Source organism: Streptomyces pinistramenti, from assembly GCF_020564935.1.
Classification (GTDB): Bacteria; Actinomycetota; Actinomycetes; order Streptomycetales; family Streptomycetaceae; genus Streptomyces; species Streptomyces pinistramenti.
On record NZ_JAJCXB010000022.1, the window covers coordinates 56,747 to 80,983 of the forward strand.

At 73.5% G+C, this 24,237-nt stretch carries 19 protein-coding genes; 14 read left to right on the top strand and 5 right to left on the bottom strand.

Features of this window, described 5'->3' with window-relative positions; translation table 11 throughout:
• Positions 1–15 precede the first annotated feature (15 nt).
• Entirely contained in the window at positions 16–690 is a 675-nt protein-coding gene (locus LIU39_RS17395; protein ID WP_227047702.1) for a helix-turn-helix transcriptional regulator, read from the bottom strand.
• A 693-nt stretch (positions 691–1,383) separates the two neighbouring features.
• Here LIU39_RS17395 and LIU39_RS17400 point away from each other — a divergent pair.
• Complete coding sequence (locus LIU39_RS17400; protein WP_227047647.1) at positions 1,384–2,211, top strand: alpha/beta fold hydrolase; 828 nt, start codon at positions 1,384–1,386, stop codon at positions 2,209–2,211.
• Positions 2,208–3,527 carry a cytochrome P450 gene (locus tag LIU39_RS17405; RefSeq protein WP_227047648.1) on the top strand — a complete coding sequence of 440 codons (1,320 nt, stop codon included), beginning with the start codon at positions 2,208–2,210 and terminating at the stop codon, positions 3,525–3,527. The genes LIU39_RS17400 and LIU39_RS17405 overlap by 4 nt, the downstream gene beginning before the upstream one ends.
• A 21-nt stretch (positions 3,528–3,548) precedes the next feature.
• Here LIU39_RS17405 and LIU39_RS17410 read toward each other — a convergent pair whose 3' ends face one another.
• Complete coding sequence (locus LIU39_RS17410; protein ID WP_227047649.1) at positions 3,549–4,568, bottom strand: Lrp/AsnC family transcriptional regulator; 1,020 nt, start codon at positions 4,566–4,568, stop codon at positions 3,549–3,551.
• A gap of 143 nt (positions 4,569–4,711) precedes the next feature.
• Here LIU39_RS17410 and LIU39_RS17415 point away from each other — a divergent pair, with 143 nt between their 5' ends.
• The 4 genes from LIU39_RS17415 (at position 4,712) to LIU39_RS17430 (ending at position 10,585) form a co-directional block, all read left to right on the top strand.
• Positions 4,712–6,127 (top strand): MFS transporter, encoded by a 1,416-nt coding sequence (locus LIU39_RS17415; RefSeq protein WP_227047650.1) that lies wholly within the window; start codon positions 4,712–4,714, stop codon positions 6,125–6,127.
• Between the two features lie 89 nt (positions 6,128–6,216).
• Positions 6,217–7,419 carry a M20 family metallopeptidase gene (locus tag LIU39_RS17420; RefSeq protein ID WP_227047651.1) on the top strand — a complete coding sequence of 401 codons (1,203 nt, stop codon included), beginning with the start codon at positions 6,217–6,219 and terminating at the stop codon, positions 7,417–7,419.
• A 314-nt stretch (positions 7,420–7,733) separates the two neighbouring features.
• The gene (gene dhbC / locus LIU39_RS17425) at positions 7,734–8,939 is read left to right on the top strand and encodes an isochorismate synthase DhbC (RefSeq protein ID WP_227047652.1); all 1,206 of its coding nucleotides are present in this window, start codon (positions 7,734–7,736) and stop codon (positions 8,937–8,939) included.
• Positions 8,936–10,585 carry a (2,3-dihydroxybenzoyl)adenylate synthase gene (locus tag LIU39_RS17430; RefSeq protein ID WP_227047653.1) on the top strand — a complete coding sequence of 550 codons (1,650 nt, stop codon included), beginning with the start codon at positions 8,936–8,938 and terminating at the stop codon, positions 10,583–10,585. Before dhbC ends, LIU39_RS17430 begins: the two co-directional genes overlap by 4 nt.
• 102 nt (positions 10,586–10,687) lie before the next feature.
• On the opposite strand, the gene LIU39_RS17435 is transcribed toward LIU39_RS17430, so the two are convergent.
• Genes LIU39_RS17435 through LIU39_RS17445 form a run of 3 tightly spaced genes read right to left on the bottom strand, consistent with a single transcriptional unit; the run spans position 10,688 to position 14,183 of the window.
• Entirely contained in the window at positions 10,688–11,680 is a 993-nt protein-coding gene (locus LIU39_RS17435) for an ABC transporter substrate-binding protein (protein WP_227047654.1), read from the bottom strand.
• 44 nt (positions 11,681–11,724) lie between these two features.
• Positions 11,725–13,038, bottom strand: coding sequence for an enterochelin esterase (gene fes, locus LIU39_RS17440; RefSeq protein ID WP_227047655.1), 1,314 nt, complete (start codon positions 13,036–13,038; stop codon positions 11,725–11,727).
• Positions 13,035–14,183 (bottom strand): nucleotide disphospho-sugar-binding domain-containing protein, encoded by a 1,149-nt coding sequence (locus LIU39_RS17445; protein ID WP_227047657.1) that lies wholly within the window; start codon positions 14,181–14,183, stop codon positions 13,035–13,037. The genes fes and LIU39_RS17445 overlap by 4 nt, the downstream gene beginning before the upstream one ends.
• A 130-nt stretch (positions 14,184–14,313) precedes the next feature.
• On the opposite strand from LIU39_RS17445, the gene LIU39_RS17450 reads away from it, so the two are divergent.
• The 8 genes from LIU39_RS17450 to LIU39_RS17485 all read left to right on the top strand — a co-directional run bounded on the left by LIU39_RS17450 (position 14,314) and on the right by LIU39_RS17485 (position 24,190).
• Positions 14,314–17,979, top strand: coding sequence for an ABC transporter ATP-binding protein (locus tag LIU39_RS17450; RefSeq protein WP_227047659.1), 3,666 nt, complete (start codon positions 14,314–14,316; stop codon positions 17,977–17,979).
• Positions 17,976–19,043, top strand: a complete 1,068-nt coding sequence (locus tag LIU39_RS17455; RefSeq protein ID WP_227047660.1) for a glucose-1-phosphate thymidylyltransferase — start codon at positions 17,976–17,978, stop codon at positions 19,041–19,043. The genes LIU39_RS17450 and LIU39_RS17455 overlap by 4 nt, the downstream gene beginning before the upstream one ends.
• A 23-nt stretch (positions 19,044–19,066) precedes the next feature.
• The gene (gene rfbB / locus LIU39_RS17460) at positions 19,067–20,017 is read left to right on the top strand and encodes a dTDP-glucose 4,6-dehydratase (protein WP_227047662.1); all 951 of its coding nucleotides are present in this window, start codon (positions 19,067–19,069) and stop codon (positions 20,015–20,017) included.
• Positions 20,014–20,958, top strand: a complete 945-nt coding sequence (gene rfbD, locus LIU39_RS17465; protein ID WP_227047664.1) for a dTDP-4-dehydrorhamnose reductase — start codon at positions 20,014–20,016, stop codon at positions 20,956–20,958. Before rfbB ends, rfbD begins: the two co-directional genes overlap by 4 nt.
• A complete protein-coding gene (locus LIU39_RS17470) occupies positions 20,946–21,554 on the top strand; it encodes a dTDP-4-dehydrorhamnose 3,5-epimerase family protein (RefSeq protein WP_227047666.1) in 609 nt (202 codons plus the stop codon). The genes rfbD and LIU39_RS17470 overlap by 13 nt, the downstream gene beginning before the upstream one ends.
• Positions 21,551–22,597, top strand: a complete 1,047-nt coding sequence (locus LIU39_RS17475; protein WP_227047668.1) for a FecCD family ABC transporter permease — start codon at positions 21,551–21,553, stop codon at positions 22,595–22,597. The genes LIU39_RS17470 and LIU39_RS17475 overlap by 4 nt, the downstream gene beginning before the upstream one ends.
• Positions 22,594–23,652, top strand: coding sequence for a FecCD family ABC transporter permease (locus LIU39_RS17480; protein ID WP_227047670.1), 1,059 nt, complete (start codon positions 22,594–22,596; stop codon positions 23,650–23,652). The genes LIU39_RS17475 and LIU39_RS17480 overlap by 4 nt, the downstream gene beginning before the upstream one ends.
• Positions 23,653–23,842: 190 nt before the next feature.
• Positions 23,843–24,190 carry a DUF4333 domain-containing protein gene (locus tag LIU39_RS17485; protein ID WP_227047671.1) on the top strand — a complete coding sequence of 116 codons (348 nt, stop codon included), beginning with the start codon at positions 23,843–23,845 and terminating at the stop codon, positions 24,188–24,190.
• Positions 24,191–24,237 lie beyond the last annotated feature (47 nt).

The window sequence follows — 24,237 nt, forward strand, 5'->3', positions numbered from 1 at the left end:
GGCCGGTGGCGGCCCTTACGAGATGTATCCCTCACGCAGCGCGTACGCCACGGCATGCGCGCGGTTGCGCAGGTTCAGACGGGTCGTCAGGCCCTGCATGATGTTCTTGACGGTGCGTTCGGAATAGGCCAACTTGCGGGCTATTTCCCCGGTGTCCATCCCTTCCGCGACCAGCCGGAGGGCGTCGACCTCCCGCTGGTTCAGGCCGGACGGGCGGCCGCCGGGGGCACCGACGGTGCCGGGCCGCAGTGAGCCGACCTGGCTGATCAGCCGCCCGAGCAGGTCGGACGGCAGGTCGCCGTCGCCGCGGTGGGCCGCGAGCACGGCCTGCAGCAGCCGCTGCCCGGTGGCCTCGCGCCGCCAGACGATGGCGCCCACCCCGCATTCGATGATGTCGAGCAGTTCCGCCTCACGTATCAGGCTCACCACCAGGACGGCATGCAGCCCGTCGCTGCGCACGAGCCGCCGCAGCCAGGAGAACATCGTCTCGTCGAGGGTTTCGGTGAGCAGTACGGCGACGCCGCCGCCCTGGGCATCCGCTTCGTCGACGAGGTCGATCACCGGATGCTGCCGAAGCTGACTGATCGTTCCTTCTCGGGAGATCGGATCCGGCGCGTGGACCACGACGGGAATCCGTTTCGCGGGTTCCGCCACTGCCGTCCGGAAAGAGCCGCGCAATTGTCCTCCCATGCCCATCGCCGTTCTGCTCAAGCACTCATGTCGAGTCGGCTGATGCTGCATTTCTTCGTTTCGTGTGCCGTAGCTTACCGAGCCCCAAGACGCGGCTCTTCACAAACTTGGTTGCGGTTGTGGCCCGCCGTAACCGAATTGTTGAAAGCGGACGGTGGGTGAAGCGGCGCCGTGGCCGGGCGGTGGCTCGCCGAGACACCACTACTGATCTCCTGTCAAGTGGGCTGCGCACAGCATGAATGAGCCGACCCGTGGGTTCCGTGCGAAGGCGGACGCATCGGCCTGCGCGGGCTGCCGCGCGGCGCCATGATGGGCGCGCGGATGCGCCGGCCCACCGAAATGGCGAGCCGGTGACGATGAATGCAGAACGCCGGGTTTATGTACCCAGCTTTTGCCGAGCCTTGCCCTGTCGCCTGTTGTGGCCGGGAAATTCCCTCCGGTGGCGCGGTTGCGGGAAGGCCGGAATGCGGGAATTCGTCACCGGCCGAACGCTGTGCGCCAGTGCCGGTGAGCGCGCGGGCCCGTCGGCGGATGTGTCCATGTTCGGAGGACGCCCGGGTACGGCGTTCGGTTGCATGCGGCGCGTACGGATCGCCGGCGTCCGCCCGCCGCGCCCTTGCCGGGCAGGGGAGTTCGGGTGAGGGTGGGACGGGGCGGCCGGTCCGCGGCCGCCGGCAGCTGTCTGGAGCGCGCGTGGCTTCCTTCGTCCTCCCTCATGTCCTGCACGGCGGCGGGCCGCACAAAGTCGTCGCCGTGCACGGCTGGTTCGCCGACAGGTCCGCCTTCGACACGGTGCTGCCCGACCTCGACGGGGACGCGTTCCAGTACGCACTGGTCGATCTCCGCGGCTACGGCGAGGCGAAGGACGCGGCCGGCGCGTACACCACCGCCGAGGGCGCGGCCGACGTCCTGGCGCTCGCCGGCCGGCTGGGCTGGGAGCGGTGCTCGCTGATCGGGCATTCGATGGGCGGCAGCGTCGTCCAGCGGGTGCTGGCCGCGGCGCCGCACCGCGTCCGCAGGCTCGTCGGTATCTCGCCGGTGCCCGCGTCCGGGGCCGGTCTGTCACCGGAGCAGTGGGAACTGTTCGCCTCGGCGGCGCACGCCCCGGAGAGCCGGCGGGCCATCATCGACCTCACCACCGGCGGGCGGCGCCCGGCCGCCTGGCTGGACCGGATGGTGCGCAGGTCGCTGGAGCGCAGCGACCCGACGGCGTTCCGTGCCTGGCTGGACTCCTGGGCGCTGGAGGACTTCGAGGCCGAGATCGACGGCTCGCCGGTGCCGGCCCTTGCGGTGGCCGGGGCGCTCGATCCGGCGCTCTCCGCCGACGTGCTGCGCGCGACGTGGCTGCGCCGGCACGCCGCGGCCACCCTGGCCGAACTGTCCGGCGCCGGGCACTACGCCATGGACGAGACCCCGCTGGAACTGATCCGCACGGTCGAGGACTTCCTGCGCGCCGACAGCGGCGAGGGCGGTCCGGCCGGGCGCGACGGGCGCACCGGCGGTGGGCAGGACGCCCGATGACGCGCCCGGTCGCCGACGGAGCGCAGGCAGGGACGCCCGGCACACCGGACCTGCCCGGCGTGCCGGACGTCTTCGACCCCCGCGGCTACACCGGTGGCCTGCCGCACGCGGCCTACCGATGGCTGCGCGACCGGCAGCCGGTGGCCCGGCAGGACGAGCACGAGGTGCTGGGCTGGCCCGCGGGCCCCGGCTTCTGGGCCGTCACCCGGCACGCCGACGTCGTCCGCGTACTCAAGGACGCGCGCACCTTCTCCTCCCGCCTGGGCGCCACCCAGATCCGCGACCCCGACCCCGCCGACCTGCCGTTCATCCGCCGCATGATGCTCAATCAGGACCCTCCGGACCACGTCCGGCTGCGCCGGCTGGCAGGGCGCGCCTTCACGCCCCGCCGGATCGCACGCTTCGAGGCCGACATCCGCGCGCGGGCCCGCGCCCTGCTCGCGGCGTCCGCCGGTGCCGCCCGCGACGGGGACGGTGTACGCGACCTCGTCGCCGACGTCACGGACGAGTACGCGCTGCTCAACCTCGCCGACCTGCTCGGCGTCCCGGCCGCCGACCGCGGCCTGCTGCTGGAGTGGACCCGGCGCGTCATCGGCTACCAGGACCCGGACGAGGCCGGTCCTTCCGCCGCCGGGCAGGACGGTCCGCCGGCCGATCCGCGCTCCCCTGCGATGCTGCGGGACATGTTCGGCTTCGCGCGGGACCTGGCCGCGCACAAGCGGCGCCACCCGGGCGACGACCTCATGACGGTCCTCGCGACCGACCGCGAACTGGCCACCACCGAACTGGAGATGTTCTTCTTCCTGCTGACCATCGCGGGCAACGACACGGTGCGCAGCGCGGCCCCCGGCGGCCTGCTGGAGCTGGCCGGGCACCCCGGCGCCTACCGTGCGCTGCGCGCCGGGGAGGTGGCGGCGGCGACGGCCGTGGAGGAACTGCTGCGCCGGCATCCGCCGGTACTCAGCTTCCGCAGGACCGCCGCGTGCGACACCGAAATCGCAGGACGCCGTATCCGGGCCGGTGACAAGGTCGTGGTCTTCCACGGCTCGGCCAACTACGACGAACGGGTCTTCGCCGACCCGCACCGGCTCGATCCGGCCCGCACCCCCAACCCCCACGTTTCCTTCGGCGACGGCCCGCACGTCTGCCTGGGCGCGCACTTCGCGCGGTTGCAGCTGCGGGTGCTCTACGAGGAGACCTGCCGCCTGCTGCCCGCCCTGGCCGTCGCGGGCCCGCCGCAGCGGCTGGTGTCGAACTTCATCAACGGCCTGAAGTCGCTGCCGCTGCGGCTGGAAGACGGACCGCACCAGGACTGAGCCGCGGGCTCACGTCCCGTGCTACCAGGGTGAGATCGGCCGGACGCCGATGCGGCGGCCCTCGTCGTCGAGCAGATGACCCATGCGCTTGACGGTGTGCAGGCCGACGATGCGGTCGGTGACGGTGAGGGTGGGGAGCCGCGTGCACAGGGTGGTCTCGCGGCGCTGGATGTCGCCGATGTCGTGGACCCAGAGCGTGGCGAAGATGTTGGCGCATCCGGTGACGCCGGCGACCAGGCGGCACTCCGGGGAGGCCGCGAACGCGCGGTGGACGGCGCCGACGTCGCGGGCCGGGGCCCGGCCCAGGAGGGAGACCGGGACGGGGCGGCCGGCGAGCGGTGCAGCGAGGTCGCAGCGGAAGGTGAGCACCCCGGCGTCCGTCAGCCGGTGCAGGCGGCGGCGGACGGTGGCCGGGCTGGTGGCGGCGCGCGCGGCCAGTTCGGACCAGCCGAGCCGGCCGTCGCTGACCAGCTGGTCGATCAACAGGCGGTCGACGGCGTCGAGTTCGACGGCCCGTATCCCGTCCGGCGCCGGGGCCGTGGTCGCGCCGAGCGCCGTGAGCTGGGCCGGGTCGAGGGAGCGCAGCCGCCAGCGGCTCCCCTCGACGTACAGGGAGGTGGCGAAGAGGCAGCTGACCGAGGTGACGCCGGGCAGCCGGTCGAGCTTTTCGGTCAGGAAGCGGCCGAGGGCGGGCAGGTCCGGGGTCAGTACGTCAAGGAGCAGGTCGGCGCTGCCGGGTCCGGTCACCTCGATGGTGACGGCCTCCGTGCACGCGCTCAGTTCGGCCGCCAGCCGGGACCTGGCCTCGGGACGGCAGCGGAGCAGGACGAAGGCGGTGCAGCGGCTGCGGGTGAACTCCCGCCCCGGCGCCGCGTACACCCAGGCCAGACCGGCTCCGGTCAGCCGCTCCCAGCGCCGCGCCAGGGTGCTCGGGGTGACGCCGAGCAGCGGCGCGAGGTCGGCCCAGGAAGCCCGGGGCCGCAGTTGCAGGGCGTTCACCAGCGCGAGATCCAGCTCGCTCGCGGTGACCGTTTCTCGCATCAGGTGTGCTCCGTACGTCCGAATCCGTCGATTTCCGCGCCCGCTCGTACCCCGGCCCGCACAGTAGCCACCACTGTCGGTTTCCGGCCACCGAATGAGGTGAGGCTGTGTCCCTGTCCGAGTCGGCACCGAGGCCACGGGCGATGAGTTCCTCCGCCCTGCTCGGCGCCATGGCCGTCGTCGTGCTGTGCAGCGGGATCGTGCAGGGCTACCTCACGCCGCTGCTGCCCGCACTCGGCCCGCGGCTGCACCTCAGCAGCGTCGGCCAGAACACCATCTACCTGCTCTCCCAGCTCGCCTTCGCGGTGATGACGCCGCTGCTGTCGCGGCTCGGCGACCTGTACGGGCACCGCAGGCTGCTCCGGATCGCCCTGGGCATGGTGGCGGGCGGCTCGCTGCTGATGGCGGCCTGGCCCTCCGCGGCGACGCTGGCCGTCGGCGTGGTGCTGCAAGGCGCCCTGGTGGGCTTCTTCCCGCTGCTCGTGGGCATCCTCAGATCCCGTGCGCCGGAGCGGAACCGCGCCGGGATCTCGCTGCTCGTCGGCGTGCTGCTGATCGCGATCGGGGTGGGCGGCCTGGTGGCGGGCGTGCTCAGTGAACGGCATCCGGCGGCGGGACTGTGGACGGCCGTACCTGTCGCCGCGCTCGCCGTCGTCGCGGGCCTGCTGCTGCCGGACAGCGACGTACCGCACGGCGGCCGCTTCCACTTCGGGGCGGCGGCGCTGCTGACCACGGGGCTTGTGGCGCTGGTGCTGGTCCTCGCGCAGGGCGCCGCCTGGGGGTGGGCATCGATGCCGACCCTGGGCCTGGCGCTGGTGGCCGTGGTGGTGCTCGCGGCCTGGGTGACGGTCGAGCGCCGCTCCGCGCATCCGCTGGTGAGCGTGCGGATGCTGAGCAATCCGGGGCTCGCGGTGGTCAGCGGCTACACCTTCTGTGCCGCCTTCGGCACGATCGGCTTCCTCGGCGCCAACGCCCTCTTCCTGGGCGCCTCGCCGACGGATACGGGCTACGGCATGGGGCTGGGTCCGCAGGCCATCGCCACCGTCTCGCTCGGCATGGTGGGCGCCGGATGCGCGGGCTCCACGCTGACGCCGCGGCTGGCCCGGCGGGCGGGCGACCGTGCGGTGCTCGCCGCCGGTGGCCTGCTCGCCGCGCTGGGCTTCCTTGGCATGGTTTTCTGCCACGACACGCTCCCTTCGTATCTGGTGTGTGCCCTGGTCGTGGGTCTGGCGACGGGGGTGTTCGAGTCGATCGGCAGGACCCTGTCCGCGGAGGTCGTCGACGAGCACCAGACCGCGCTGGCGGTCGGCATCAACGAGCTGGCGCTGTCGCTCGGCGCGGCCATCGGCGCCGCCGTGACCGGCGCGTTCTTCGCGGCGCACGCGGACTCCGGCAGCGGGCGCATCGCCCTGTCCGGCTACCTGTGGAGCTGGAGCTGCTGCGCCCTCGTCGCCGTCCTGGGCGCCGCCCTGGCGCTGCGCTACCGCAGCCCGCGGCCCACCGCGGCCGGGCCCGCGCCGCAGGCCGTCCCGCAGGCGCCGGGCACGGGGCTCGCATGACGGGCGGACCGTACGCAGGACGCTCCCTCTGCACCGCGCACCGCACTCTCACCACACACCACACACCACACACGGAACGGGAGGCCCGTATGACCACCGGGGCACCGCACGGCACCGGAACCGACGACGCGCGGCGCGCAGTGGCCGCGTCGGTCCGTGACTGGAGCGACCGGCTGCTGACGCTGAGCCACAGCCTGCACGACGAGCCCGAGACGGCCCTCGCCGAACACCGCTCGGCCGCGAAGATCGCGGACCTCATGGCGGCCGCCGGATTCACGGTCACCCGGGGCGTCGCCGGGCTGCCCACCGCCCTGGTGGCCGAACGGGGTTCGGGTGATCTGGTGATCGCGTTCTGCGCCGAGTACGACGCCCTGCCGGACATCGGCCACGCCTGCGGGCACAACGTCAACGGCGCGGCGTCGGTCGGCGCGGCCATCGGCCTGGCCGCCGTCGCCGACGAACTGGGCCTGACCGTCAAGCTCATCGGCACCCCGGCGGAGGAGGACATCGGCGGCAAGGCGCTCCTCCTGGAGGCCGGGGCCTTCGACGACGTCGCCGCGGCGATGATGGTGCACGCCGCACCGGACGACACCGTGGGCGCCTCGTCGCTGGCCATCGGTGCCTGGGACATCACCTACCGGGGGGCGCCCTCGCACGCGGCGGTCGCCCCCTGGGAAGGCGTCAACGCCCTGGACGCGATGACCCTCGCCCACACCGCGCTCGGGCTGCTGCGGCAGCAACTGCCGCCCGGCACCGTGGTGCACGGCATTGTCACCGACGGCGGCCAGGCCGTGAACGTCATCCCGGCGCGCACCGCCGCCCGCTATGAGGTCAGGGCCCCGACGCTGGAGGACCTTTCCCGCGTCAGGCAGAAGGTGCGGGCCTGCTTCGAGGCCGGTGCGCTCGCCACCGGCGCCGAGCTGGAACTGCGGGTGCACGGACGGGACTTCGCCGAGCTGTGCCAGGACCCGTACCTGACGGACGCGTACGTCAGGGCGGCCGGCACCCTGGGCCGCACGGTGGCCTCGCGGCAGGGGGAGGCGCTGGCCTCGACGGACATGGGCAACGTCTCGCGGCTGCTGCCCGCGATCCACCCCACGATCGGCTACGACACCGGCGGCGCGAAGCAGCACACCCCCGAGTTCACCGCGTACGGGAAGAGTCAGGGCGCCGACCTGGCGGTGCTCGACGGCGCCACCGCGCTCGCCCTGGTGGGCGCCGAGCTGGCCGGGTCGGCGTCCCAGCGGCGCCGCCTCACCGACGGGGTCGCCGCACGGCGGGCGCGGGCCTGACGGGGCGCCGCTGCCCCCCGAGGCCGTAACAGCGGTTGTGTACCCAGGAGTTGATGGACCGGTATCCGAGTGAACGGCGATTGACCAGTCCTTGATCCGTCATTTGCAATTAGGTTAGGCTAACCTAATCATCCTGGCGGGTTCTGTTCGGTCCGATCCGCGCCCGGCGGGGCCGCCGGACCGTGAGCGCACCTCGGCATGCCCCCAGCCGAGCGGCGGCACGGTCCGGCGGCTCGCTGCGTCCCGCTGCCGTCACTCGTCCAAGCCGGTTCCCCTGGCGGGAACTTCGCAGAAAACCCAGAAAAGGAGCCCTCGTGCCGACCGCACCCCACGTTGCCCCGCACCTCCCGCCGACGGGTGAGGCCCACCCCGCCGTGGGAGCCGCCACCGCACTGCTGGACGCCTACACGCCCGGCGACCGCTTCCTGGCCACCCCCACCCGCACCCTCCTGGCCCACGGAGTGCACCGCGAAATACCCCATGACGAGAGACCGTTGCCCCAGCGGGTGGCGGCCTCCCTGGAAGCGGCACGCGCCGCCGGGTGCAGCGAACCGGTCGCCATCGGGGCCACCCCCTTCGACCACACCGCCCCCGCGGCCCTCGTGACAGTCGACGAGATACGCAGCGGGCCGCCGCTCTCCGCCGACCCGCTCATCGCGCTCCCCGCCGACGCACCGGCCGCAACCGACTGGCAGATCCGCCCGTATCCCGCGCCCGAGACGTACGGCGCCGGTGTCGCGGCCGCCGTCGAGCGCATGTGGCGCGGCGAGTTCAGCAAGGTCGTACTGGCCCGCACTCTGGAGCTGAGCGCTCCCGACCCGCTCGACATCCCCGCGATGCTCCAGCGGCTGGCCCGCCGCGACCCGTCGGGCCACACCTTCGCCCTGCCCACCGCGCCAGGACGCACCCTCATCGGCGCCAGCCCCGAACTCCTCGTCTCCCGGCACGGCAACCGCGTCGTCGCCAACCCGCTGGCCGGCTCCGCGCCGCGCAGCACCGACCTCGCCGAGGACGTACGCCGCGCCGCCGCGCTGCTCCAGTCCGCCAAGGACCTGCACGAACACGCCGTCGTGGTGGACGCGGTGCAACAGGCACTCGCCCCGTACTGCACGACGATGCAGGTGCCCGCCCGCCCCACGCTGATCCGCACCGCCGCCATGTGGCACCTGTCGACCACCGTCCAGGGCACCCTCGCCGCGCCGGACGCCTCCGCGCTGGAACTGGCCTGCGCACTGCACCCCACCCCCGCGGTCTGCGGCACCCCCACCGCCACCGCCCGTCAGGTCATCGGCGAGACCGAGCCGTTCGACCGGGGCTTCTTCACCGGCATGGTCGGCTGGGGCGATGCACGCGGCGACGGTGAGTGGGTGGTGACGATCCGCTGCGCCGAGGCCGAGGAGAAGGCACTGCGGCTGTACGCCGGGGCCGGCATCGTGGCCGCTTCGGAGCCGGCGGCGGAAATCGACGAGACCGCCGCGAAATTCCGCACCTTCCTGCACGCGGTCGGAGCCGAGCTGTGAGCCGCACCCCCACCCCGTCGTGGCCCGCCGATCACGCCGAGCGGTACCGCGCCGCCGGCTGGTGGCGCGGCGAGACCTTCGGGCAGATGCTGCGCGAGCGCGCCGCCGCCCACCCCGACCGCGTCGCGCTCGTCGACCCGGCCGCCGGATCCCGCTGGACCTACGCCGAACTGGACGAACGGGCCGACCGGATGGCGGCCGGCTTCGCCGCACGCGGCATCGCCCCCGGCGACCGCGTCGTGGTCCAGCTCCCCAACATCGCCGAGTTCTTCGAGGTCGTCTTCGCCCTCTTCCGGATCGGCGCGCTCCCGGTCTTCGCGCTGCCCGCGCACCGCGAGAGTGAGATCACCTACTTCTGCGCCTTCACGGAGGCCGCCGCCTACGTCATCCCCGCCGAGCACGGCGGATACGACTACCGCGAGCTGGCCGCGAAGGTCCGCGCCGAAGTCCCGGGCCTCGGTGCGGTGTTCGTGACCGGCGGCGACCCGGGCCCCTTCGAAGCGCTGGCCGACCTGCCCCGCGACCCGGTGCCGCTCCCCGGGCCCGCCCCGCACGACCTGGCGTTCCTCCAGCTTTCCGGCGGCAGCACGGGCGTCCCCAAGCTGATTCCGCGCACCCACGACGACTACCTGTACTCGGTACGCGCCTCCAACGAACTCTGCGGCGTCGACGAGCACAGCGTCTACCTGTGCGTCCTGCCCGCCGCGCACAACTTCCCACTGTCCTCGCCCGGCACGCTCGGCGCGCTGTACGCGGGCGCCCGTGTGGTGCTCTGCCCCCAGCCCAGCCCCGATGTCGCCTTCCCGCTGATCGAGCAGGAAGGCGTCACTCTCACCGGTGTGGTGCCGCCGCTGGCGCTGGTGTGGACGGAGGCGGCGGCCGCATCGACGTACGACCTCAGCAGCCTCGACGTCCTGCTGGTGGGCGGCGCGAAGTTCAGCGAGGAGGCGGCGCGGCGGGTGCGTCCGGCGCTCGGCTGCACCTTGCAGCAGGTCTTCGGGATGGCCGAGGGCCTGGTCAACTACACGCGCCTGGACGACCCGGCGGAGACCATCGTCACCACCCAGGGGCGCCCCATCTCGCCGGACGACGAGATCCGGGTCGTCGACGACGAGGACCACGACGTGCCGCCCGGTACGCCGGGCCATCTGCTGACCCGAGGCCCGTACACCATCCGCGGCTACTGGCGCGCGCCCGAGCACAACGCCACCGCCTTCACCGCCGACGGCTTCTACCGCACCGGCGACATCGTCCGGCTGACCGCGACCGGCCATCTGGTGGTCGAGGGACGGGCCAAGGACCAGATCAACCGCGGCGGCGAGAAGATCGCGGCCGAGGAGGTCGAGAACCATCTGCTCGCCCACCCGGCCGTGCACGACGCCAACCTCGTCGCGGAGGCCGATCCCTACCTCGGCGAGCGCACCCGCGCCTACGTCATCCTGCGCGCCGGCGCCGGGCCGCTGAAGCCGGCCGCGCTCAAGGCGTTCATCCGCGGGCGGGGCCTGGCCGCGTACAAGGTGCCCGACCGGGTCGAGTTCGTCGAGCAGTTCCCGCAGACCGCCATCGGAAAGATCTCCAAGAAGGACCTGCGGGCGGCGGCCGTCCGCACGGCGCAGGAGCCGGTGGCGGGGCCTGCGGGGGGCTGACGGGGGCGGCTCTGTGCGAAGGGGGCCCGCGCGTGATGCGCGGGCCCCCTTCGCACGTCCGGCCGGCCCGCGCGCTGAAGGCGGCGGTCCGGTCGGGCAACGTCAGTTCGTCATGGCCGACTTGATGTCGTCGAGCACCGTCCGCGCGGCGATCGGGCCGCCGGAGCTGTTCCAGGCGGCGCCCTCGATGACGACCACGTGGTGGTCCTTCTCGGCCTTCAGCTTGCCGAAGTTGGGCACCTTTCGGGCCTCCTGGTATGCCTGCTCGCCGGATGCCTTGTCGCCGAGTGCGCCGAAGAACAGCCAGTCGCCGTCGATCGTGCCGAGCTTCTCCAGGCTGACCGGCTCGCTGTGACCGATGCTCTCGCCCTGCTGGTTCGCGGGGCGCTTGAGACCGAGCGCGGTGAGGGTGGAGCCGACGTGGCCCTTGCCCTTGCCGACGATCGAAGGGGCGCCGTCCTGCCAGCGGACGACGCTGGTCACGGCGCCGGCGTTGCCCTTGAGGGAGGTCTTGGCGGCGGCCACGTCGCTGTCGAAGCGGGCCAGCCACTTCTGGGCGTCCGCCTTCTTGTTGAGGGCGTCGGCGGTGGCGGTGAAGGCCGTCTTCCAGTCCTCGTTGAGCTTGGCGGTGAGGACCGTGGGGGCGATGCTCCGGAGCTTGTCGAGTACCCGCTTGGAGCCGACGGTCTCGTCGAGGAGGATCAGGTCGGGCTGGAGCGAGGCCAGCTTCTCCAGGTCGGGTTCGGCGACGCTGGCGACGATCTCCGCCTTGTCCGCCTTCTTGGCGAGGTAGGCCGACACGCCCTTCTGGCCGCGGCCCGCGGTGGCGCCGATCGGCTCGACGCCGAGGGCCAGCGAGGCGTCGAGGGTCGGCTCGCTGAGCGTGACGACCTTCTCGGGCGCCGCCGGAACGGTGACCTTCTTGCCGAGGGCGTCGGTCACGCTGCGGGTGCCGGACGACGACGGGTTCTTCGACGAGCCGTCGTCGCTGCCGCAGCCGGTCAGCACCAGGGCGCCGGCGAGCGCCGTCACGGGCAGCGCGACGGCGGCGCGGCGGGCGGGTCTGTGGGAGGGGGAGAGGGAGGGGCGGGACACGGGGAGGCTCCTTGGAGTGAGAGGGGTGAGAGGGGGGCGGCGGGTCAGTGGCCGAGGAAGGCCACCAGGCCGTCGGCCAGGGCGCCGCGCCAGCAGGCGTAGTCGTGCCCGCCGTTGAACTCGGCGCGGGTGACCGGGTAGTTGCGGCGGCGCAGGACGTCGTGGAGGGCGCGGCTGTGGTCGACCATGGCGCCTTCGTGCAGACCCACGTCCAGGTGGACGCGGATGTCCCGCTTCTCGGCGTCGGCGAAGTGCTGCGCCAGCCACGGGGTGCCGCCGGCGGACTGCTGGGGCACGTGGTGCGGCAGGCCGGGCCGCCACCACAGCGAGGGGGACTGGGCCAGCGCATTCCCGAACCGTTCGGGCCGCCGGAAGCAGGCGTACAGCGCGGCCATGCCACCGAGGCTCTGGCCCGCCACGACGGTGCGGGCCGGGTCGGCGGTCAGCGGCCAGCGTGCCGCGGCCCAGGGCAGCAACTCGTCGGCCAGGAAGGCGACATAGGGGTCGCGGGCACCCAGCTCACGCCACCGGGTCGAGCGGTCCACCGCCTCCGGTGCGAGCACGGCGAGCGGCGGAACGGCGCCGTCGGCGATCAGCGCGTCCAGGGTGTGCTGGGTGTCCAGGCCGCCGAACCACATGTCGCCGTCGCACAGGACCAGCACGTCGAGCGCGGCCGTGGCGCCGCCGGGCGGCAGGTAGACACGGACGGGGCGGTCGGCGCCGAGCGCGGCGCTGGGCAGCGTGTGCCGCTCGACGGTGCCCAGCGGCACTCCGGGGCGGGCCTCGCGCCACGGCTGCGCCGGCGCCTGGTCCAGCTCGAACAGCGAACTCCCGGCCTCCTGCCAACGTCCCTTGAGTGCACGGGGATTGAGCGGGTCGGGCACCGCGTGCGAGGTGAGCGCGCGCAGCCGGTCCTGTACGGCGGCGGGGGTGGCGGGCTGCGGGCCCGCCGAGATGTCGGCGACCATCCGGTACGAGCCCCGGTGGTCGGCGCGCAGCCGATAGGTGCGGTACCAGATGTCGGTCCCCGGCAGCCGGTCGAGCAGCGAGCCGGCGAGGTGGTCGCGGTCCATGAAGCGGTTGGCGAGCAGCAGGACCTGACGGGTGGCGCGGTGGCCGCGCCACAGGAAGGTGACGGCGCGGTGGCCGGGGTCGCCGTCCAGCGGCTCGATCAGCGGTGTGCCGGTCTCTTCGACCGCCGCCCAGAATCCGGCCACCAGGGCGTCCCGCGCGGCGGGTCCGGCCGCCGCGATGCGGTCGGCGATGAGGGTGAGGCGGGGGCTGTCGGCGGGCCGGGGGAGCGGCCGGGTGTCGTCGGGGGCGGGGCGCGCGGGCGAGGTGGGTGCGGTGCCGTTCATCCGGAGTTCCCGTGGCGGCGGGCCAGTTCGACCAGGCGCGGGACGAGGTCGGCGGGGCTGGGCATCGCGGCCATCTCGGCGGCGGCCGCGCGGGCTTCGGTGCGCAGTCCGTCGTCGGTCAGCAGCCGTTCGACGAGTGCGGGGGTGAGGTCGCCGGGGCCTTCGGGGACCAGGCCGCAGCCGCGGTCGCGGACGGCGGCTGCGTTGGCCGGGCGGTCGGCGCCCTCGCCGAGGACGATCTGCGGCAGTCCGGAGTCCAGCGCGGTCAGGGTGGTGCCGGCGCCGCCGTGGTGGATGACGGCGTCGCTCGCCGCCAGCAGCGCGTTGAGCGGCACCCAGTCCACCGGGCGGACGTTCGCCGGCAGCGGGCCGAGGCCGCTGAGGTCGGCGCCGCCCAGCGCCAGGACGAACTCGGCGTCCGTGGCGCGGGCCGCGTCGACCACCCACTGCACGGGCGAGACGCCGTCGACGACCGGGCGCACGGTGCCGAGCGTGACGGCTATCCGCGGGCGGGAGACCGGTTCGTACAGCCAACCGGGCAGCGCGGCGCCGCCGTTGTACGGCACGTAGCGCTGGAACCAGCGGTCGGGTTCGGTGGTGCGGCTCATGCCGGGCGGGGTGACGTCGAGCCAGGCGGCCACGGGGTGCGGGCCCTTGAGTCCGTGCCGGTCGTAGGCGTCGGCGAGTGCGGTGTTCATCATGCCGACGTGCGCGGAGGTGTGGCCGAAGCCGACGGCGTGCAGCACGGACGGGATGCCGAGTGCCGCGGCGACGAGCTGTCCGACGACGCCGTTGGGGGTGTGCACGACCAGGTCGGGGCGCCAGTGGCGGGCGATCTCCGTCATCCGGTCGGCCATCTCGTCGCTGAAGAAGGAGAATCCCTTGCCCCGTGCGGGCCTGCCGCGTTCGCCGGGCGACGGCGGCTTCCTGCCCCGGCGGTCCTTCTCCAGCTGGGCGTAGAGCGCGTCCGGGTCGATGCCGGGTGCGCAGTCGACGGCGGGCAGGCCGGCCCGTGCGGTGTGTCCCACCGCGGCTCCGCAGGTGGCCACGAGCACGTCGTGGCCGGCCGAGCGGAGCGCCTGGGCCAGCGGAACCATCGGGTAGAGCAGCCCGAAGAAGGGCGGCCCGGCGAACAGGACACGCATAGTTCCCCATCTCTGATGTGCCGTCAAAAAGGTGCGTGGGCTGAGGTGTTGCCGAGGGGTTCGGCGGTTTCGTCCATCGGATTCGGCCACCCCGGAGCGTTCGCTACTTAGCTTAGCCTAAGCTAAGTTCGTGCTTACCGGATCAGCAACGCCACCTGGCTGGATACGCCGGCTCGCCGCCGCCTGCCGCCGCCACCCCCTGCTCCTGACCGCCGTCCTCCTCAGCTCCGTCTTCGGCACCGGGCTCGAAGCCTTCGGACCGCTGCTCGCCGGCCTCGCGGTGAACGACGCGGTCCAAGGCCACACCGACCGCATCGGCCCGCTCGTCGCCCTGCTCGCCGCCCTCGCCCTCATCCAGTTCGGCGCCGAGTTCACCCGCAGGTTCGCCGCCGGCAAACTCGCCCTCGCCGTCCAGCACCGGCTGCGCACCCAGGTCTTCGACGCGGTGCAGCGGTACGACGGCGTCCAGCAGGACGCCCTGCGCACCGGCCAGGTCGTCTCCCGCGCCAACAGCGACCTGCAACAGGTCCAGGTCCTGCTCGGGATGCTCCCCATCCCGATCGGCGTCGGCGCCCTCTTCCTGGTGTCGGCCTGCGCCATGCTCTGGCTGTCCGCGCCGCTGACCCTGGTCGCCCTGACCGTCGTCCCCACCCTCGCCTTCACCGCCGCCCGCAGCCGCACCCGCCTGGTTCCGGCCACCCGCGGCGCGCAGGCGCAGGCCGCCGCCCTCGCCGAACACGTCGAAGAGACCGTCACCGGCGTCCGCGTCGTCAAGGGATTCGGCCAGGAGGAGCGCGAGACGGACCGGCTCACCGCCGCCGCCCGCCGCCTCTTCGCCCACCGCATCACCGTCTCCCGCCTCCAGGCCACCGCCACCGCGACGATGGCCGCCCTGCCCGCCGCAGGACAGGTCGGCATCCTCGCGCTCGGCGGCTGGCTGGCGCTGCGCGGCAGCATCGACGTCGGCACCTTCCTCGCCTTCGCCGGCTACCTGACGCTGTTGGCAGGCCCCGCCCGGCTGCTCGCCAACTTCACCGTCACCGCCCAGCAGGCCCGCGCCGCAGCCGAACGCGTCAACGAGCTCATCGACGCCGAGCCCGACGTCGCCGACGCACCCGGCGCGCTGCCGGTGCCCGACGGGCCGCTGGAGATCGAACTGCGCGACGTGACCTTCGGCTACGCCCCCAGCGACCCCGTCCTGCGCGAGCTGTCCCTGACCGTGCGGGCCGGCGAAACCCTCGCCGTCGTCGGCCCGCCGGGATCCGGCAAATCCACCGTCTCCCTGCTGCTCAGCCGCTTCTACGACCCTCAGTCCGGCACCGTCCGCCTCGGCAGACCCGGGGATCCCACCGACCTGACCGGCCTCCGACTCGCCTCCCTGCGCTCCGCCGTCGGCACCCTCTTCGAAGACCCCTTCCTGTTCTCCTGCCCGATCCGCGACAACATCGCCTACGGCTGCCCCGAGGCCACCGACGAGGACGTACGCGCCGCCGCCGAAGCCGCCGGCGCCCACGCCTTCATCAGCGCACTGCCCGACGGCTACGCCACCGAGACCGGCGAACGCGGCCTCGCCCTCTCCGGCGGCCAGCGCCAGCGCATCGCCCTCGCCCGCGCCCTGCTGTCCGCCCCGCGCGTCCTGGTGCTCGACGACGCCACCTCCGCCGTCGACCCGGCCACCGAAGCCGCCGTCCAGGCCACCCTCGCCGCCGTCACCGAGGACCGCACCACCGTCCTGATCGCCCACCGCCGCGCCACCCTCGCCCTCGCCGACCGCATCGCCGTACTCGACGCCGGACGCCTGGTCGACTGCGGCACCCAGGAGGAACTCACCGACCGCTGCGCCGTCTTCCGCGAACTGCTGGCCGGCTCCGGCGGCTCCGTCGACGAACGCACCCGCACCCGGCAGCACGCCGACGCGGGCACCACCCCCGAACTCTGGCCCGAACCACAGGACCCGGCGGCCCCCGCAGGACCGGCCGGCGCCCCCGACCACGACCCGGACCTCGCCCCCGGCCCGCTGCGCGCCCCCGACCCGCACATCTCGCTGCGCCGGCTGCTGCGCCCGGTACGCCTGCCGCTGCTGCTCGGCCTCGCCCTGCTGGCCGTCGACACCGCCGCAGGCGTCGCCCTGCCGCTGCTGGTACGCCGGGGCCTGGACGACGGCGTGAGCGCGCACGACGGCACCGCACTGGCCGTGTCCGCCCTGCTGGCCGCCCTCGCGGTGGCCATCGCCTGGGCCGCCTTCACCCTCCAGGGCCGGATCACCCGGCGGGCCGGCGAACGCGTCCTGTTCGGCCTGCGGGTCCGCGCCTTCGCCCAACTCCAGCGGCTCGGCATGGACTTCTACGAGCGCGAGCGCGGCGGCGCGATCATGACCCGCATCGTCAACGACATCGACGCACTCGCCGCCTTCCTCCAGACCGGACTGCTCACCTCCGTCGCCTCGCTCGCCACCGTCACCGGCGCGGTCTGCGCGATGATCGCCGTTCACCCGCCGCTGGCCCTCGCCGCGCTCGCCCTGCTGCCGGTCCTGCTCCTCGCCACCGCCGTCTTCTGGCGGCTGTCATCGGCCGCGTACGACGAGGCACGCCGCCGCATCGGCGAGGTCAACTCCAGCCTCCAGGAGAACGTCAGCGGCCTGCGCACCGCCCAGGCCCAGTCCCACACGGCAGGCTCGGCACAGGACTTCGGCAAGCTCTCCGACGCCTACCGCGCCAGCCGGCTGCGCGCCCAGCGCTACGCCTCCGTCTACTTCCCCGCCGTCAACCTCTGCGCCGAACTCTCCCGCGCCCTGGTCCTGTTGGTCGGCGCGGGCCAGGTCGCTTCCGGTGACCTGAGCCCCGGCGTACTGGTCGCCTTCATGCTCTACCTCGGCATGTTCTTCGCCCCCGTCCAGCAGCTGTCCATGGCGTTCGACAGCTACCAGCAGGCATCCGTCGGCCTGCGCCGCACCGTCGAACTGCTGCGCGTCCCGGCCACCGTCGCGGAGCCCGAAGACCCCGCGCCGCTGCCAGGACGGCTGACCGGCGAGATCGTCCTGCACGACGTCACCCACACCTACCCGGGCGCCGACCGGCCCGCGCTCCACCCCACCGCGCTGCGCGTGGCGCCCGGCGAAACCGTCGCCCTGGTCGGCGCGACCGGCGCGGGCAAGTCGACGGTGGTCAAACTGCTGGCACGGTTCCACGACCCCGGCGCGGGACGGATCACCGTCGGCGGCACCGACATCCGCCGCTGGCCGGCCGCCGGCTACCGCCGACTGCTCGGCTACGTCCCCCAGGAAGCCCACCTGTTCACCGGCGACCTCGCCGACAACATCCGCTACGGACGCCCGGACGCCACCGACGCCGAGGTGGAGGCCGCGGCCCGCGCGGTCGGTGCCCTGGACACCGTCGCCGCCCAGCCCCACGGCTTCCGCCAGCCCGTCGGCGAGCGCGGCCGGTCGCTGTCCGCCGGTCAGCGTCAGCTGATCGCCCTCGCCCGCGCCGAACTCGTCGACCCGGGACTGCTGCTCCTCGACGAGGCCACCGCCTCGCTCGACCCGGCCACCGAAGAGGCCGTCGCCCGCGGCATGGAACGGGCCGCCGGGCGCCGCACCACCGTCGTCGTCGCCCACCGGCTCGCCACCGCAGCCCGCGCCGACCGCATCGTCGTCATCGACGGCGGACGCATCACCGAAGAAGGCACCCACGAGCAACTGCTCGCCGACGGCGGCGGCTACGCCAGGCTGTGGCAGCACTACACCGCGGGCGCCGGCACCGACGCCCCGCACACAACGGGAGTGAACCAACCGTGAAGGCACTCGTCCTGGCAGGCGGCACCGGCAGCAGACTGCGGCCGATCACCCACACCTCCGCCAAACAGCTCGTCCCCGTCGCCAACAAGCCGGTGCTGTTCTACGGCATCGAATCGCTGGTCGCGGCCGGCATCACCGAGATCGGCATCGTCACGGGCGACACCGCACCCGAGATCGAGGCCGCGGTCGGCGACGGCACGCGCTTCGGCGCCGAGGTCAGCTACCTGCCCCAGGAGCGCCCGCTGGGCCTCGCGCACGCCGTGCTGGTCGCCCGAGACTGGCTCGGCGACGACGACTTCGTGATGTACCTCGGCGACAACTTCATCGTCGGCGGCATCACCGAACTCGTGGAAGGCTTCCGCGCCGACCGCCCCGACGCCGGAATCCTGCTCACCAAGGTCGCCGACCCCACCGCCTTCGGCGTCGCCGAACTCGACGCCGAAGGCCGCGTGACGCGACTTGAGGAGAAGCCCGCCGCGCCGCGCAGCGACCTGGCGCTGGTCGGCGTGTACCTCTTCACCCCGGCCGTGCACGCCGCGGTACGCGCCATCCGTCCCTCGGCCCGCGGCGAACTGGAGATCACCGACGCGATCCAGTGGCTCGTCGACCAGGGACACACCGTCAGCCCCACCGTCATCAGCGGCTACTGGAAGGACACCGGCAACGTCGCGGACATGCTGGAGGTCAACCGCTCCGTCCTGGAGGACGTCGACCCGGCCAGGGACGGCACCGTCGACGCGGACAGCGAACTCATCGGCCGGGTACGGGTCGAAGCCGGCGCCCGGGTGGTCCGCTCCCGCATCGTCGGACCCGCCGTCATCGGCCGCGGCAGCGTCGTCACCGACGCCTACGTCGGCCCCTCCACATCGGTCGCCGACGACTGCGTGATCACCAGCAGCGAAGTCGAGTTCTCCATCGTCCTGAGCGGCTCGCACATCGCCCACGCCGGACGCATCGAGGGCTCGCTGATCGGCCGCGGCGTCCGCGTCACCGGCGCCGACCGGGCGCCACGCGCCCACCGCCTGGTACTCGGCGACCACAGCCACGTACGGCTCACCACCTGACCTCCCCGAGCGAAAGCCCCCACATGCGACTTCTCGTCACCGGCGGGGCCGGCTTCATCGGCTCCCACTTCGTCCGCACCCTGCTCGGCCCCGGCCACACCGCCCAGGTCACCGTGCTCGACGCCCTCACCTACGCGGGCAACCTCGCCAACCTCGCCCCCGTACTCGGCCACCCCTGCCTCGACTTCGTGCACGGCGACATCAGGGACCGCGCACTCGTCGACGCGCTGCTGCGCCACCACGACGCCGTGGTGCACTTCGCCGCCGAATCCCACGTCGACCGGTCCATCGACTCCGGCACGGAATGCACCTCCACCAACGTCCTGGGCACCCAGACCCTCCTGGAATCCGCCGTCACCGCCGGCCTCCGGCGCTTCGTGCACGTCTCCACCGACGAGGTCTACGGCTCCGTCGCCCACGGCTCCTGGACGGAGACCGAACCCCCGGCGCCCAACTCGCCCTACGCCGCCTCCAAAGCGGGCTCCGACCTCCTGGCCCTCGCCTACCACCGCACCCACGGCCTGGACGTCCGCGTCACCCGCTGCTCCAACAACTACGGCCCGTTCCAGCACCCGGAGAAGATCATTCCGCTGTTCACCACCCGCCTCCTGCAAGGCCGGACCGTCCCGCTCTACGGCGACGGCGGCAACGTCCGCGACTGGCTGCACGTCGACGACCACTGCCGCGCCCTGCGCCTGGTACTCGACGGCGGACGGCCCGGCGAGATCTACAACATCGGTGGCGGCACCGAACTCACCAACACCGAACTCACCGCCCGGCTGCTCGACGCCTGCGACGCGTCCTGGGACAGCGTCGAGCACGTCGCCGACCGCAAGGGCCACGACCGGCGCTACTCCGTCGACTGGACCAAGATCCGCACCGAGCTGGGCTACCAGCCGCAGCACACCTTCGACGCGGGCCTCGCCGAAACCGTCGACTGGTACCGCACCCACCGGGACTGGTGGCAGCGGTGACCGGCTGGCTGATCACCGGCGCCGACGGCATGCTCGGCAGGGAAGTCACCGCCCTGCTGCGGCGCACCGGGCAGCCCGTCCTGCCGCTCACCCGCACCGACCTCGACCTCACCAGCCCCGACGCGATACGCCGCGCCCTGCGCTGCGCCCGGCCCGCCGTCGTCGTCAACTGCGCCGCCTGGACCGACGTCGACGGCGCCGAAAGCGCCGAAGCCGCCGCGCGGGCCGTCAACGGCGACGCGGTCCGCACCCTCGCCCGTGCCTGCGGTGGCGTCCGCGCCCGCCTCCTGCACCTCTCCACCGACTACGTCTTCGCAGGCGACGCCGGCACGCCCTACCCCGAAGACGCCCCGGCCGCCCCCCGCACCGCCTACGGCCGCAGCAAACTCGCCGGCGAACACGCGGTCCGCGCCGAACTCCCGCACCTGGGCACCGTGGTACGCACCGCCTGGCTGTACGCAGGACACGGCCGCAACTTCGTGACCACGGCGGCCCGCAAGGCCGCGGCGGGCGAGAGCATGCGGGTCGTCGACGACCAGCACGGACAGCCCACCTGGGCCAGGGACGTCGCCGGCCGGCTGCTCGCCCTGGGCGGCCTGCCCGCCGACCGCGCCGCCGGCGTCTTCCACGCCACATCGGCCGGCCGCACCACCTGGTACGGCCTGGCCAGAGAGGTCTTCCGGCTGACCGGCGCCGACGGGGAACTGGTCCGGCCGATGCCCAGCACCGCACTCCAACGGCCCGCGCCCCGACCGGCGTTCAGCGTCCTGGGCCACGCACGCTGGGACCGGGCCGGACTCGCCCCGCCCCGCCCCTGGCACACCGCACTGGCCGAAGCCCTCGCCGCCGGCACCCCGTCCCCCGCACCGTCCGATTCCGCAGCCGACTCCGCGGGCGCCCACCGGCCCGCTTCCGGAAGGGGGGCCCGATGCGCCCGCTGAGCATCGAAGGCGCCTGGGTGCGCACCCCGGCCGTCCACCACGACGAGCGGGGCCGCTTCCACGAGTGGCTGCGCGCCGACGAGTTCGGCGCCGCCGTCGGCCGCCCGCCCAGACCCGCCCAGGCCAACTGCTCGGTCTCCCGCAAGGGCACCGTACGCGGCATCCACTTCACCGACGTACCGCCGGGACAGGCCAAATACGTCAGCTGCGTGCGCGGCGCGGTCCTGGACGTCGTCGTCGACCTGCGCCGCGGCTCGCCGGCCTACGGCACCTGGGAAGCGGTGCGCCTGGACGCCGCCGAAGGCACCGCCCTGCACCTCTCCGAAGGACTCGGCCACGCCTTCTGCGCCCTGACCGACGACGCCACCGTCGTCTACCTGTGCTCCACCGGCTACCAGCCGCTGCGCGAACACGCCGTGGACCCCTTCGACGCGGACCTCGCCATCGACTGGCCGCGGGACGCCGCGCCGCTGCTGTCACCCAAGGACGCCGCCGCACCGTCCCTCCGGGAGGCCGAACGGCAGGGCATCCTGCCCTCGTACGACGACTGCCGGCGCCTGCGCGGCGCCCTGCCCGGGGCGGAACGCACCGCATGACCGCGACCACCGACGCACCCGCCACGGACCGGGACGCGCCCCCCGCCCGCAGCCGCACCTCGCTGCGCGCCGGCGGACTGCTCGTCGGGCTGCTGCTGCTCATTGCGGTGGCCGCCGCGAGCCTGGCCGTCGGCAGCAAGCAGATCCCGCTGCACGACGTCTGGACCGGCCTGTTCGACCCGTCGGGCACCGAGAACGACGCCATCATCCGCAGCTTGCGGCTGCCCCGCACCCTGATCGGCATCGCCGCGGGCGCCGCACTCGGCGTCGCAGGTGCCGTCATGCAGACGCTCACCCGCAACCCGCTGGCCGACCCCGGGCTGCTGGGCGTGAACGCGGGGGCGTCGGCTGCCGTGGTCACCGCGATCAGCCTCTTCGGGGTGCGGTCCTTCGGCATCTACCTGTGGTGCGCGCTGGCCGGCGCCGCGCTCGCCGCCGTCCTGGTCAACATGCTCGGCGGCAGCCGGGCCGCCACCCCGGTCCGGCTCGCGCTGGCCGGAACCGCTGTCAACGCCGCACTGTTCGGCTACGTCAACGGCCTCCAGATGATCGACATGGGCGCACTGGACACCATGCGGCACTGGTCCGTCGGCACCCTCGCGGGGCGGGACGCAGGACTGCTGGTCAAGGCGCTGCCGGTGCTGGCGGCCGGGGCGCTGCTCGCGATGCTGGTCGCCCGGCCGCTCGGCGCGCTGTCGCTCGGCGACGACTCCGCCAAGGCCCTCGGCGCCCACGTGGGCCGCACCCGCGTGCTGGCGATTGCCGCCATCACCCTGCTGTGCGGCGCCGCGACCGCCGTGTGCGGGCCGATCGGCTTCATCGGCCTGATGATCCCGCACGCCGTACGGGCCTTCACAGGGCCCGACCCCCGCTGGATGTTCCCCGCCTGCGCGGTGTACGCACCGGTCCTGATGCTCGCGTCCGACGTGGTCGGCCGGGTCGTGGTACCGCCCTCCGAGATCGAAGTGGGCATCGTCACCGCCTTCTTCGGCGGACTCCTCTTCATCCACCTGGTCAGGCAGCGGAAGGTGGCCCAGCTGTGACCCCGCTCAAGAACGTCACCCTCGCCCGCGACCACGTGCGGACCGGCTCGGGCCGCTCGCTCCGCTTCGACCGGCGGACCCTGCTGGTGTGCACGGCCCTGGCGCTCCTGGCGGCCGTGGTCACCGTCCTGTCCATCGGCACCGGCCGCTACGCGCTCGGCCCCTGGGACGTGCTGCGGACCCTGGCCGGCAACGGGCCGCCGGGCGCCGATTTCATCGTGCTCGACCTGCGGCTGCCGCGGGCGCTCGACGGACTGCTGGCCGGCTTCGCGATGGGCACGGCGGGCGCGGTCTTCCAGTCGCTGTCCCGCAACCCGCTGGGCAGCCCGGACATCATCGGCTTCGGCAACGGCGCGTCGGCCGGTGCGCTGGTCGCCCTCATCATCCTGGACGCGGGTGCGCCGCAGACCGCACTGGGAGCGGTCTGCGGCGGCCGCGCGACGGCCGCCGCGGTCTATCTGCTGGCCTGGAAGCGCGGGGTGCACGGCTACCGGCTCGTCCTGGTGGGCATCGGCGCATCGGCCGTGCTGGGCGCGGCCACCAGCTTCCTCTACGTCCGCGCGGAGATCGGCAAGGCCGCGCAGGCCGCCACGTGGATGGTGGGTTCGCTCAACGGCCGCGGCTGGAGCGACGTGTCCATCGCCGTCCTGGGACTCGTCGTCCTGGTCCCGGTCGTCCTGCTGCACGCGCGACGCCTCGCCCTGCTGGAGATGGGCGACGACACGGCCGCCGCCCTCGGCATCGCGCCGGGACGCAGCCGTCTCGTGCTGCTGGCCGCAGGAACCGGGCTGACCGCGATGGCGGTGGCCGCGGCCGGGCCGATCCCGTTCGTCGCCCTGGCCGCACCGCAGTTGGCCCGGCGCCTGACCCGCTCGGCGGGCCCGAACCTGCTGCCCGCGGCCTGGATGGGCGCGGTGCTGATCGCCGGTGCCGACTGGGCCACGCAGCGGATCTCCGGTTCGGCGATCCTGCCGGTGGGCGTGGTGACCGGCGTGACCGGAGGCGTGTACCTGGCCTGGCTGCTGCTGCGGGAACGCAGGTCGGGTCGGCTGTAGGACGCGTCCGCCGGCCGTCGCGCGGAGGCCCGCCACCTGACGGCGGATATCCCGGAACCCTCCCGTCCGCCCCTGCGTCTCCTCCTGTGTTCCCCCGTCCCTCTCATCCGGTCAACCGGGCCGGGGGGACGAACGGTTGAGGGACAGCAGCCGGGAGGGACCGGCCGGAACGGGATTCGAGGAGCACCGCATGAAGCGCATCGTCATCGCACTGGCCGTGGCCGCCGTACTGGTGGCCGGCGCGGTGAGCGTCTGGAACATGACGGGCGACGGTTCGGTCGCCACCGCGAGCGGAGCCGAGCACGTGGTGCCGCGCGACAAGGTGGAGGAGCACGCCAAGGAGGACTTCGGCCGCCCCTTCTCCGGCGACGCACCGGATGCGGTGAGCTGCCCGCGCGGCCTGCGTGCCGAGATGGACGACACCGTGCGGTGCACCGCCGTCTTCGACGGTGAGCGCAAGCCGATGACGGTCTCCGTGACCGGAGTGGACGGCGACCAGGTGAACCTCGGCTTCGGTGTGGAGAAGAAGAGCGAGTAGCGGGAGCGGAAGAAAGGGCGCTGCCCGGCCGTCCCCAGGGACCGGCC